Genomic DNA, 11,996 nt, shown 5'->3' on the forward strand with positions numbered 1-11,996 from the left:
CGGGCCGTCCGGTCAGTCGGCGGCGGAGGCGGGCACGGGGACCGAACCGGTCCCGGCGGGCTCGCGCTCTTCGGGGTGAGGCCGCGGCACGCGGAGCTCCGCGATGGCGGTCTCGAAGTCTTCAAGGGTGTCGAACGCTTTGTACACGGACGCGAAGCGCAGGTAGGCGACCAGATCGAGTTCCTGCAACGGGCCGAGTATGGCCAGACCCACGTCATGGGTGGTCAGCTCGGCACTCCCGGTGGCGCGCACCGCCTCCTCGACTCGCTGGCCGAGCTTGGCGAGGGCGTCCTCGGTGACCGGCCGCCCCTGGCACGCCTTGCGCACGCCGGAGATGACCTTGGTACGGCTGAAGGGTTCGGTCACCCCGCTGCGCTTGATCACCATCAGTGAGGCCGTCTCCACCGTCGTGAAGCGACGGGAGCAGTCGGGGCACTGACGGCGCCTGCGGATCGACGTGCCGTCGTCCGTGGTGCGGCTGTCGACGACGCGGCTGTCGGGGTGCCTGCAGAAGGGGCAGTGCATGGTTCCCTCACCCTCCCTCTTGGCACGACAGAATCACCCCACGAGGCCCCTGAACGACAGAGACAAGCTCTGCCGGGGGCTCGTGAAGCAGCCACCAGCATATGCGATGCCGGGACCCTCGAGAGACCGAGGACCACAACTTCTGGGCAGCCGCGCTCATCCAACCACTAGATCTTGGGTTGCGGCGGATTTACCCGACACCGCGTGTCGCGGCGTCCGATAGCCGGATACGGGGCCTCGCGGTGCCACACTGGAGCCAGGCCCGGACGGCGGTTACCCGACCGGGAAGGGTACCGTAAGCGGCGGACGCCGAGCCGAACCCGCGTTCGCCGAACCGATCGTCCATACACCCCTCGATCTACCCACGCGGGACGATCTGCGATTTTTCACTCGAACGTGTGTTTGGCGCAACCTTTCGAAAGCAACTACCGTTGTCCAGCTAGGGAGAACATTTCGAGAGGGGCCGACGTGACCACCACCGCAGACAGTGCCACCATCACTGCCCAGAACCGCTCCCAGAGCCGACTTGAGCCGGTGCATGCCATGAACGACGCAAACCTGAACCCGGAGGCGGAGCCCGTACGCCCCGCACGCTCGCTGCCAGGTCGACCTCCAGGCATCCGCGCCGACAGCTCCGGGCTCACGGACCGGCAGCGGAGGGTCATCGAGGTCATTCGCGACTCGGTGCAGCGGCGGGGTTACCCGCCGTCGATGCGGGAGATCGGCCAGGCGGTCGGCCTGTCCAGCACCTCCTCGGTCGCGCACCAGCTGATGGCGCTGGAGCGGAAGGGCTTCCTGCGCCGCGACCCGCACCGCCCCCGGGCGTACGAGGTTCGGGGCTCCGACCAGCCCAGCTCGCAGCCCTCGGACACCACCGGCAAGCCCGCCGCCTCCTACGTTCCCCTGGTCGGCCGGATCGCGGCCGGCGGCCCGATCCTCGCCGAGGAGTCGGTCGAGGACGTCTTCCCGCTCCCCCGCCAGCTCGTCGGCGACGGCGAGCTCTTCGTCCTCAAGGTCGTCGGCGACTCGATGATCGAAGCTGCGATCTGTGACGGCGACTGGGTCACCGTCCGTCGCCAGCCGGTCGCGGAGAACGGCGACATCGTCGCCGCCATGCTGGACGGCGAGGCCACCGTCAAGCGGTTCAAGCGCGAGGACGGCCATGTGTGGCTGCTCCCGCACAACTCCGCCTACCAGCCGATCCCCGGCGACGAGGCGACCATCCTCGGCAAGGTCGTCGCGGTACTGCGTCGGGTCTGACCCGCCGCCCCCATCCAGCCCCCGGGATCCACTGCGCCGGACCCGGGGGTTGCTCCATGCCCGGGGCCTACTTGCCGTCGGCCTTCGCGGAAGCGTCGATGGCGGCCAGGGAGCGCCGGGCCTGGTTGCGGTCCGTGGTGTACCAGAAATCCGGCAGGGTGGCCCGCAGGAAGGTCCCGTACCGTGCCGTGGCCAACCGGGGATCCAGCACCGCGACGACACCCCGGTCCCCCATGGCCCGCACGAGACGGCCCGCGCCCTGGGCCATTAGCAGGGCGGCATGCGTCGCCGCGACGGCCATGAAGCCGTTTCCGCCGTGCTCCTCCACCGACTTCTGCCGGGCGCTCATCAGCGGGTCGTCGGGGCGCGGGAAGGGAATCCTGTCCATGACCACCAGCTGGCAGCTGGGCCCGGGCACGTCCACGCCCTGCCACAGTGACAGCGTCCCGAACAGGCAGGTCTTCGGGTCGGCGGCGAAGGCCTTGATCAGCTCGCCGAGCGTCTCCTCGCCCTGGAGCAGGATCGGGTTGTCGAGCCGGCCGCGCAGTTCCTCGGCGGCCGCCTTGGCGCCGCGCATGGAGGAGAAGAGCCCGAGGGTACGGCCGCCGGCTGCCTCGATCAGCTCGGCGAGCTCGTCCATCATGTCGCCCCGGGTGCCCTCGCGGCCCGGCGTGGCCAGGTGCTTGGCGACGTAGAGGATGCCCTGCTTCGGGTAGTCGAAGGGCGAGCCGACATCCAGACCCTTCCAGAGCGGCACGTCGTCTCCCTCGACCCCTTCGGGGGACAGGCCCAGGGAGGCCGCGACCCCGTTGAAGTCACCGCCGAGCTTGAGGGTGGCCGAGGTCAGGACCACGGAGCGGTCCTCGAAGAGCTTTTCGCGCAGCAGGCCCGACACCGACAGCGGGGCGACCCGGAGGGTGGCGCCGAAGCGGTCATGGCGCTCGTACCAGACGACGTCGTACTCGGAACCGTTGGTGATCCGCTCCGCCACCCCGTGGACGCTCTCCACCGCGGCGAGGGCCTGCTTACGGACCGCGTCCTCGTCGTGGACGGACTTGTCCCGGGTCGAGCCGATCGCGGAGATCACGTTGCGCGCGGCGTCCCGCAAGGCCATGAGCGCGTAGCCGAGGTCTTCGGGGATCTCCTCCAGCCGGCCGGGGAGCGCCAGCTCCATGACCCGCTCGAAGGACTCCGAGGCGGTCTGCAGGGAGTCTGCCGTCTTCTCGTCGACCAGCTTGGCGGCACGCTTCACCGCCCGGTTGACCTGCCCCGGGGTGAGCTCGCCGGTGGCGACCCCGGTCACCCGGGAGACCAGCTCGTGGGCCTCGTCCACGATCAGTACCTCGTGCTGCGGCAGCACCGGGGCACCCTCGATCGCGTCGATGGCCAGCAGCGCGTGATTGGTGACGACCACGTCCGCTAGCTTGGCCCGCTCGCGCGCGGCCTCGGCGAAGCACTCGGCGCCGTAGGCGCACTTCGTCGCGCCCAGGCACTCGCGAGAGGACACCGAGATCTGCGACCAGGCCTTGTCCGATACGCCCGGGGTGAGGTCGTCGCGGTCGCCGGTCTCCGTCTCGTCCGCCCAGTCGCGCAGGCGCAGCAGGTCCTTGCCGAGCTTGCTGGTCGGGGTGGCCGCTTCGAACTGGTCGAAGAGGCCCTCCTCCTCGTCCTGCGGCGCACCCTCGTGCAGGCGGTGCAGGCACAGATAGTTGGAACGGCCCTTGAGCATGGCGAACTGCGGGCGGCGGCGCAGCTGCGGGTGCAGTGCCTCCACGGTGCGCGGCAGGTCGCGCTCGACGAGTTGCCGCTGGAGGGCGAGGGTCGCGGTGGCCACGACCACACGCTCCCCGTGCGCGAGCGCCGGCACCAGGTAGCCGAGGGACTTGCCGGTGCCGGTGCCGGCCTGGATGAGCCGGTGGGAGTTGTCGTCGATCGCTTCGGCGACGGCTTCGGCCATGGCCACCTGGCCGGGGCGCTCCGTGCCGCCGACGGCGGAGACGGCGGCGTGCAGCAGGTCGGGGAGGGAGGGCTTCGTCATAGCACTGCCAACCCTACGGGGCTCCACCGACAGTGACGGCACCGGCGAGGAATCACGGCCGGTACAGGGGGTTGGGTACGGTGCCGTGCTGGACGGCGTGCGGACGTGTGGGGCGGTCGCGGTAGCCGTCCTCGTAGAGCCGGTTCCGGTTCAGGCAGAGCCGTCCGATGCGCTCGCCGAGCAGGTCGAAGAGCTCGAATCGGTCCTTGAGCTCCGGGAAGCGGGCCTGGTAGCGGAGGATCTCCGCCCGTACGAGGGACCAGAACTCGCTCTCCGGGACCCCGAGGCGGTCCTCGCACAGGGCCGAGAGGTAGCGGAAGACGCCGATGAAGAGCCCGGAGTGGATGAACTGCGGCAGGAAGTCGGCGGGCTCGGTGAGCAGGACCGCCCGGACCTCTCGGGGCAGGGAGTCAAGCTCGGGCAGGGGTTCGGCACTGATGTTGACGTCGTCCACGAAGTCCTTGACCGCGAGGCGGACCGGGACGTCCTGTTCGTCGAAGATCACGATCGCGTTCTCGCCGTGCGGGGAGAAGACGGTGCCGTAGCGGTAGAGGAAGTGCAGGAGCGGGGGGAGCACGGCGGCGAACAGGCGCTGCAGCCATGCCCCGGGGGTCAGCCCGGACCGGGCGACGAGTTCGGCGGTGAAGGAACGGCCGCGCGGGTCGGTGTGCAGGAGCGAGGCAAGCGTACGGGCTCGCTCGCCGGGTGCGAGACGGCCGGTCAGGGGCTCGCGCCAGATCGCGCCGAGGAGCTCCTTGTACTGGTACGGGACCTCGGGGAGCTCGTCGTAGACGGCGTGGCGGACGGTGACGGAGGCGACCTCGCCGAGCAGGACGACCCGGCATTCGTCGCGGAGGAAGGGGTCGGCGTCGCGCAGGGAGTGGATCCACGCGGTCACGCCGGGGGCGGCGAGGGCGAGGTCACTCGGCAGGCCTCGCCAGACCATGGTGTTGAAGACGGAGAGCGGGAGCTTGACGCTGTGCCGGTCGGGGTGCGTGAGGTTGAGGAAGGTACGGATGGACTGCTGCGGCAGGCGCACGTCGGGGTCCGCGGGGAGCGGGACGAGGGCGCCTGAGGCGAGGGCCGGGGCGAAGAGGGGGAGGACGACCTCGTCCCACTGCCAGGGGTGGACCGGCAGGTAGAGGTAGCGGAACGGGTCCAGGCCGCGGTCGCGCAGGGCCTGGTCGAAGGCGGCGCGGGTGACGGGGTCGAGCTCGGCGGAGTAGAGGCGGGCGGGATCCTCCAGGCCGGCGGTGCCGCGGTAGGTCGCGAGTGAGGTGTGGGCGGCGAGCCAGGGCAGCCTTTGGCGGACGCGGGCCTCGGGGGCCCAGGCGGCGGTGTCGGAGGCGGACAGACCGATGCGGCCCTTGTTGAGGACGAGCCAGGGGTGGCCGGTCTGGTGGCCTTCGAGCGCAGCGTAGTCGAGGTCGGCGAGGACGTCGGCGGTGAGCGCGGTGTGGTCGATCCGGGCGTCGGCGCACAGGGTGGCGCTGAGCTCGCGGACGAGGTGACCGAGGGTGACCCCGTCGACGCCGAGGAGGGTGCGGGAGCGGATGAGGAAGGCGTAGGGGTCCCCGAAGGGGGCCGGCGGCTGCGGTGAGGACGGATTCGGGGTGAGGGTGATCGTGTCGGGGGCGACGTGCCAGCTGCCGTAGGCGCGGCGGCGGGCCCGGAAGCCGAGGCTGCTGCCGTCGTCCAGGGTCAGCGTCCACGCCTCGCCGGCAGCGGCGGCCAGAGCGGGCTCGGGGACGGGGACGGGGCTGATGATCTCCTCGTAGGCGAACTCGGCGAGCATCTTGGCCAGCAGTCGCCGGGCGGCGCCGTCCCAGGTCGCGCGGGTGAGTTCGGGAGGTGTGCAGGGGTGCTGGGGCGAGGGGGGCACGGACGGTCCGGCGGAGTCTTGGGCTGCGGGGAAATTCGGCACGGGACTCCTCGGAGATCGGGAACTGTGCTTCGTCACGCAGAGTTATCAAGGGGAGAGGTGTGAAGCGCGACGACGGTCAGGGCGTGTGGGGCGGCAGTCAGAGGAGATTGCGAAGAGCCCGCTCCCGGATCATCAGGGCGGCACGCTTCTCGGGAAGGTCGATTTCCGTGGAACAACGGAATCCGGAGCTCAGGAAGGCCGATACGGAGGGGGTGTTGCGGATGTCCGGCTCCGCGATCACGCGTGTGCAGCGAGGGCGGTTGTCGAGCACCAGGCCGGCGACGGCGCGAAGCAGAGTGGTGCCCAGGCCCCGGCCGCGGTTTGTCCCGTCCCCGATGAGCAGGTGGATACCCGTGTCGTGGGGGCGCGCCGGGTAGTGGCGGGAGAGCGGGTCGAGGTCGGCCCGGTAGATCTCCCAGTAGCTCATCGGCGTGCCGTCGAGGAGGCCGAGGCAGGGGATGGTGCGGCCGTCCCCGTCGAGCTGGGCCCGCAGGTGGGCGGCGGTGACGGCGGCGGGGCCGGAGAGCTCCCAGTAGGCGGCCACCTCGGGGTCGTTCATCCAGCCGGTGAGGAGTTCCAGGTCGCGTCCGGGTCGTACGGGATCGAGGCGGAAGGCGCCGGCGGCGGTGTCGGTACTGCCCCAGGCAGCCGGGGAGTCGAGGAGGTCGGCTTCGGCGAGCAGGGGCAACAGCTCGGCGGTGAGCCGCCGTTCGCCGGGGTGGCCGAGGGCCCGGACCGAGCCCGTGGCGTGGGTGGCCGGGCCTACGGGATCGGCGGGGGCTTCTGTGGTGGGCATGCGGTTCTTCCCCGCGTCGGCGGCGACGCGTCAGTCGTGGAGGGGGTTGGTGATCGTGACATAGACGGACTGGGTGTCGACGGGTCCGACGAGTTCGTCGAGGCCGCCCAGGCGGGTGAGCAGGTTCGCCTTGCAGCGCAGGGTCGGTGAGTCGAGCAGCCTCGCGGGGAGCGGGCCGAGGCCCGAGGCCTTGCCGAGGAATCGGCGGAATGCGGCGAGGAGCACGCGCTCGTCGGCAAGCCGCTGGGATCCGAAGGCGCCGATGAGGCCCAGCACGTTGTTGATGCCGAGGTAGTAGGCGAAGCGTTCGTCGGTGACGGCGTCGGAGACGAAGGTGTCGCTGAGGCTGCCGATACCGGGGAGCCGGTGCTCCAGTTCCGCGCGGTGTGACTCGCGGAAGTAGTAGCCCTGGTTGTCGCGGTAGCGGCCGCCGACCGGCCAGCCGGCCGGGTCGAGGAGGACCAGGGTGTTCTGCTGGTGCGCTTCCAGTGCGATGCCGGCGAGCGCGTCGAAGGCGAGGACCGGCAGGACCACGTGGTCGAGGTAGCGCAGGAACCACTCGGCGGCGACCGCGGGGGTGGTGCGTCCGGTGGCGGCGGCGAGGGCGGAGACGATCTCGCCGAGCCGGGAGCTCATGGTGGTCCGGCCGGGCCACGGGCGGGGCGAGGTGAGCGCGGCGACGCAGACGGCGTCGTCGCCGGAGCGGAAGGGGTTGTGGCGCAGCAGGACGTCGAGTCCGGGGACGGGGGTGCCGTCCGAGGAGTCGACGGCGACCCAGGCGGGGTCGCGGACGATGTCGAAGCCGGGGTGGGCCGCCTGCCACTGCTCGGCGAGGCCGGTGCGGAGCAGCCGGTGCACCTCGACACCGCGGTGGAGCTCTTTGCGGAGGTTCTCGCGGCGGGAGTTGGTGATGCGCAGGCCCAGGGAGAGCTTGAGCATCGCGGGCGCGCCCGGGCGCAGGACGGTGCGGACGGAGGAGGTGGGGTACCAGTGGGCGCCGTACGGGCCCAGGTCGTGGAGGAGTCCCGCGTCGCGGAGGGCGGCGACGGCGGGGCGCTGGAGCAGGTCGCGGGCCTGCCAGGGGTGAAGGGGAAGTGGGGCCGCGCCGTCGGGGAGGGGGAGTCCGGGGGCGAGCCGACCGAGCAGCGCGGTGGCGGAGACGGGGCGGCCTTGCTCGGTCCAGGCGGATTCGGTGGCGAGCACGGAAGGTGCGACGGCGAACCAGTGCAGGGGGAAGGAGCCGTGGAGCTCGGGTGAGTAGAGGCGCGCTTCGGTCTCGGAGAGTCCTTCGCGGCTCTTCGGGTCCGGCTGGAGGGGGTGACCGAGGAGGAGGGACTGTTCGGCGGTCAGGAAGCGGTCCACGCCGATGCGGGAAGGGGCGGCGGGGCGTTCGCGCCGGTCGGCGATGAACTCCGCTGTGCGGCGGACCGAGTCGGCGACCCGGCCGACGAGGTCGGCGTTGCCGCGACCGCAGGAGCCCGCGGCCGTGGCCGTGGCCGTGGCTGCATGTGTGCCTGTGCCCTCGCGGGCGATCAGCGCGGCCAGGGTGACGGCGTCCAGGGCTGGGGCGCCGGCGGGGGCGGCCGCCAGCCGGGCGGGGCCGAAGCGGTGCCATCCGGTGGGGGACCAGTACCGGACGGGGACGACCAGAGCCGTGCCGGATGCGGGGAGGGGGATGCGCAGCGGGGTAGCGGCAAGGCCGTCGGGTCGGTGCAGTCCCGCTTCGCGGACCCAGCAGCGGAGGAGGTTCTCCACCGCCGCTCCCTCGGCGGCGACGGCCGGGTCGGGGTGGTCCAGGAGGTCGGGCGACGCTGTCGGCGCCGCACCGGGGGGAAGTGCCCAGCCGGGCCGGGGTCTGGGTGTGCCGTCCTTCTGGCGCGGGACGGTGGCGGCCGCCTCGATCCCGGCCGCGGGGGGCTGCTGGTGCGGTGCTCCGGCGGTGGGGGCCGGGACTGCGGGGCGGGGTTCGGCGGCCGGGGAGCCGTCGGCGCGGGAGCGGTCGGCGGAGGCGTCGTAGCGTCTGGCGGATCCGGGCGGCGGTACGGGTGCCTGCTCGGGCTCGGTGGTCCGAGGGGGGCCGGCGGGGGCAGCCGACGGTGGCGGGAGTGGGGTCGCGGGGGGCAGCAGCCCGGGGTTGGGGTCGGCAGAGGCCGCTGGGGCCGGGCGCTGCGGCTGGGCGCCTGTGGGGCCCGGGGCCTCCGGGGCGCCTCCCCCGGGCTCCGTGGGCGACCCGGGGGGCGGCGGTGCGCCGGGGTCGGGGGCGCGGTCGGGCGCCTGCTGGTACGCGGGGGCGGGGGCCGCGGGTCCGGCAGCCGCGGGGGTCGGGGAGGGAGGGAGGGGCCCGCGGTGGGGCGGCGGGGTGGACTGGTGCGGATCGGGCATCGCGGGTCCTCGGGGTCCGGTCAGTGGGGTCGTCGGGCGGCGGCCGGGATGGCGTCGGCGAGGCGGTCGAGGACCGCCGCGGCCTGCTCGTCGGTCAGGGTCAGTGGGGGCAGCAGCCGGACGACGGCGTTGTGCCGGCCGCCGAGTTCGACGATCAGGCCGCGGTCCAGGCACTCCTTGCGGACCGCCGCGGCCAGGGCGGGCGCGGCCGACCCGGTGTCGGGGTCGACCAGTTCGACGCCGATCATCAGGCCGCGCCCGCGGACGTCCCCGATGCACGGCTGGGCGGTGGCCAGGCCGTGCAGGGCGGTCAGCATGCGCTCGCCCAGGTCGGCGGCACGCTCGGCGAGCCGGTTCTCGCGGACGAAGGCGAGCGTGGCGGTACCGGCGGCCATGGCGAGCTGGTTGCCGCGGAAGGTGCCCGCGTGGGCGCCGGGGGTCCAGACGTCCAGGGCCGACCGGTACACGATCACCGCGAGCGGCAGGCTGCCGCCGATCGCCTTGGACAGGACCATCACATCGGGCACCACCCCGGCGTGGTCGACCCCCCAGAAGGCACCTGTGCGGCCGACACCCGTCTGCACCTCGTCGGCGATGAGCGGGATCCCCCGCGCCTCGGTGATCTCCCGCATCCGGCGCAGCCAGGCATCAGGGGCGGGGAGGACCCCGCCCTCGCCCTGTACGGGTTCGACGATCAGGCCGGCGGCGGTGGGCACTCCGCCCTTGGGGTCGTCGAGGAGGTTCTCCGTCCAGCGGGCGCCGAGTTCGGCGCCTTCGGGGCCGCCGATTCCGAACGGGCAGCGGAGGTCCTGCGGGTACGGGAGCCGGGTCACCCGTACGTCCGGGGCGCCCCCCGAGGCGGCGAGGGCTCCGGAGGTCATCCCGTGGTAGGCCCCGGTGAAGGCGAGCAGTCCAGAGCGCCCGGTCGCGGTGCGGACCAGCTTGAGGGCGGCCTCCACGGCGTCCGTTCCGGCCGGTCCGCAGAACTGGATGCGGGCGTCGGCGGCCAGTTGCGGCGGCAGATTGGCGAACAGCTCGGTGGTGAAGGCGTCCTTGACCGGGGTCGCGAGGTCAAGGACGTGCAGCGGCGCCCCGGAGTCGAGGACCCGGCGGACGGCTTCGAGGACGACCGGGTGGTTGTGCCCGAGGGCGAGGGTCCCGGCCCCGGAGAGGCAGTCGAGGTAGCGGCGCCCGTCGGCGCCCTCGATCGTCAGCCCGCGGGCCCGCACCGGGACGATGGGCAGCGAGCGGGCGTACGTCCGGGCGGCGGACTCCCGCTGCGCCTGCCTGCGCAGGATGCCGTCCGGGGAGAGGGAGCGGCCGCCGGGTCCGCCGACTCCCCCGGTCGCGCCGGGTGCCGTCACCCGGCTCCCCTGCGACCGCACCTGCTGCACCGTCTCCCAAGTGCTCTGCTGCAAGCTCTGCGGCAGGCCCTGCTGCGAGCTCGGCGGCGGGGTCTCCGGCATGAACTCCGCGATGTTCTGCGGGATGTTCTGCGGGATGTTCTGCGGGGCGTTCTGCGGGGCGTTCTGTGAGGCGGCCTCGGCCGCGGCCGGCTCGGTCAAAGCCACGAGTGTCGTCCTCCCGCACGGATTGCTCTTCCGGATTGCGCCTCGAACACGAACGCCGCCCACCCATCCCCCGTACGTACCAACGACGGTGAGGGCGCCGGATCACGGGTGGACCCAAGATCGTTGCCCGGCAGGCGGCAGACCCGGGGAACCGCGGCCCCGGGCTGTGCCGTCCCCCACCACGGCGGCATAGTGGGGGGCTGCACTCCACGCCTCGAAACCACCAGGGGGACGAACGACATGCGACCGAACCGACCGGTCACCGCGATCCTGTGCGCGGCCGCACTCGCGTTGACCGCCGCTGCCTGCGGCCCCGGCGACGGGGAGGCCGGCGGCGACGCCAAGCCGACCGTGGCGGCGAGCCTCCCGGGCAACGACGGGATCAAGATCCCAGACGGCCTCAAGGACAAGCTCAAGGAGCACGGCATCGACCTGGAGAAGTGGAAGGGGGGTGCGTGGAAGAACTGGAAGCAGGAGGACTGGCTCCGCGAGGCGGGCGACTACGTCAACCCGATCATCGAGGGTCTGTGGGACCCGGACCGCATGCGTGACGCCGAGCAGCCGCAGCAGCCCGCCGTCGACCCGGACGCGGGCAAGGACCAGGGTGTGACCGACGCGACCCCGGCGCCGGTGACGGCCAGGGCGGCGAACACGCCCTACCACCAGAGCGTTCCGCAGGCCGGAAAGGTCTTCTTCGACGGCCCCGAGGGCTCGATGGTCTGCTCGGCGACCGTGGTCAAGGACCCGGCCCGCCCCGGCAAGTCCAACCTGGTCTGGACGGCGGGCCACTGCGTGCACGCGGGCAAGTCCGGCGGCTGGTACCGCAACATCGCCTTCGTCCCGTCCTACAACAACGCGGGCAAGCCGGCGGCGCAGCTCAAGGGCGCGCCCCGCGAGCAGGTGGCGCCGTACGGCGTCTGGTGGAGCGACTGGGCGCAGACCTCCGACCAGTGGATCGCGACCGGCGGTCCGACCGGCGGCGCGGGTGCCCCGTACGACTTCGCGGTACTGCACGTGACCCCGGAGAAGGGCAGCGGCAAGTCCCTGGAGGAGACGGTCGGTTCGGCGCTGCCCGTGGAGTTCAACGCCCCGGCGGTGCCGAAGGTCGCGAGCATCACGGCCACCGGCTACCCGGCGGCGGCGCCGTTCGACGGCCAGAAGGCGTACCAGTGCGCGGACAGGCCGGGCCGGCTGTCGCTGACGTCGAACGACCCGGTGATGTACCGCATCGGCTGCACCATGACCGGCGGTGCCTCCGGTGGCGGCTGGATCGCGGCGGGCGCGGACGGCAAGCCGGCACTGGTGTCGAACACCTCGATAGGCCCGGCCAAGGCGGGCTGGCTGGCCGGTCCCCGGCTGGGTCCGGAGGCGCAGGGCATCTTCACCGCGGTGAGCGGCAGGTTCAAGTAGCCCCGGAGGGCACGTTCACGTAGTCCCGGAAGGACGGAAAAGGCCGGGGTCCCCTGCACCCCACGGGACCCCCGCCATTCAAACACCCAC

8 protein-coding genes are annotated in these 11,996 nt (G+C 72.5%); 2 read left to right on the plus strand and 6 right to left on the minus strand.

Annotated features, from left to right (window positions below; genetic code table 11):
* Positions 1–12: 12 nt before the first annotated feature.
* On the minus strand, positions 13–525 hold the full coding sequence (nrdR, locus tag ACFCZ1_RS16105; RefSeq protein WP_376678897.1) for a transcriptional regulator NrdR: 513 nt from the start codon (positions 523–525) through the stop codon (positions 13–15).
* Between the two features lie 468 nt (positions 526–993).
* On the opposite strand from nrdR, the gene lexA reads away from it, so the two are divergent.
* Positions 994–1,785 carry a transcriptional repressor LexA gene (lexA, locus tag ACFCZ1_RS16110; RefSeq protein ID WP_376678898.1) on the plus strand — a complete coding sequence of 264 codons (792 nt, stop codon included), beginning with the start codon at positions 994–996 and terminating at the stop codon, positions 1,783–1,785.
* A gap of 67 nt (positions 1,786–1,852) precedes the next feature.
* Here lexA and ACFCZ1_RS16115 read toward each other — a convergent pair whose 3' ends face one another.
* From ACFCZ1_RS16115 to ACFCZ1_RS16135, 5 genes are all read right to left on the minus strand, one after another.
* Entirely contained in the window at positions 1,853–3,823 is a 1,971-nt protein-coding gene (locus ACFCZ1_RS16115; protein ID WP_376678899.1) for an ATP-dependent DNA helicase, read from the minus strand.
* 52 nt (positions 3,824–3,875) lie between these two features.
* Positions 3,876–5,747, minus strand: coding sequence for an IucA/IucC family protein (locus tag ACFCZ1_RS16120; protein ID WP_376678900.1), 1,872 nt, complete (start codon positions 5,745–5,747; stop codon positions 3,876–3,878).
* Between the two features lie 97 nt (positions 5,748–5,844).
* The gene (locus ACFCZ1_RS16125; protein WP_376678901.1) at positions 5,845–6,543 is read right to left on the minus strand and encodes a GNAT family N-acetyltransferase; all 699 of its coding nucleotides are present in this window, start codon (positions 6,541–6,543) and stop codon (positions 5,845–5,847) included.
* Positions 6,544–6,573: 30 nt separating this feature from the next.
* Positions 6,574–8,925: an IucA/IucC family protein gene (locus ACFCZ1_RS16130; protein ID WP_376678902.1), complete on the minus strand. Its 2,352-nt coding sequence runs from the start codon at positions 8,923–8,925 to the stop codon at positions 6,574–6,576.
* Positions 8,926–8,945: 20 nt separating this feature from the next.
* A complete protein-coding gene (locus ACFCZ1_RS16135; RefSeq protein ID WP_376678903.1) occupies positions 8,946–10,496 on the minus strand; it encodes a diaminobutyrate--2-oxoglutarate transaminase family protein in 1,551 nt (516 codons plus the stop codon).
* A gap of 240 nt (positions 10,497–10,736) precedes the next feature.
* On the opposite strand from ACFCZ1_RS16135, the gene ACFCZ1_RS16140 reads away from it, so the two are divergent.
* Positions 10,737–11,906, plus strand: coding sequence for a trypsin-like serine peptidase (locus ACFCZ1_RS16140; RefSeq protein ID WP_376678904.1), 1,170 nt, complete (start codon positions 10,737–10,739; stop codon positions 11,904–11,906).
* Positions 11,907–11,996 lie beyond the last annotated feature (90 nt).

The organism is Streptomyces sp. NPDC056224 (genome assembly GCF_042267665.1).
Taxonomy (GTDB): Bacteria; Actinomycetota; Actinomycetes; order Streptomycetales; family Streptomycetaceae; genus Streptomyces.

What these genes read in the sequence shown, in the direction of transcription:
- ACFCZ1_RS16140 (WP_376678904.1), top strand. Translation starts at nt 10,737, where the DNA reads ATGCGACCGAACCGACCGGTCACCGCGATCCTGTGCGCGGCCGCACTC.
- ACFCZ1_RS16125 (WP_376678901.1), bottom strand. Translation starts at nt 6,543, where the DNA reads ATGCCCACCACAGAAGCCCCCGCCGATCCCGTAGGCCCGGCCACCCAC.
- ACFCZ1_RS16130 (WP_376678902.1), bottom strand. Translation starts at nt 8,925, where the DNA reads ATGCCCGATCCGCACCAGTCCACCCCGCCGCCCCACCGCGGGCCCCTC.
- ACFCZ1_RS16115 (WP_376678899.1), bottom strand. Translation starts at nt 3,823, where the DNA reads ATGACGAAGCCCTCCCTCCCCGACCTGCTGCACGCCGCCGTCTCCGCC.
- nrdR (WP_376678897.1), bottom strand. Translation starts at nt 525, where the DNA reads ATGCACTGCCCCTTCTGCAGGCACCCCGACAGCCGCGTCGTCGACAGC.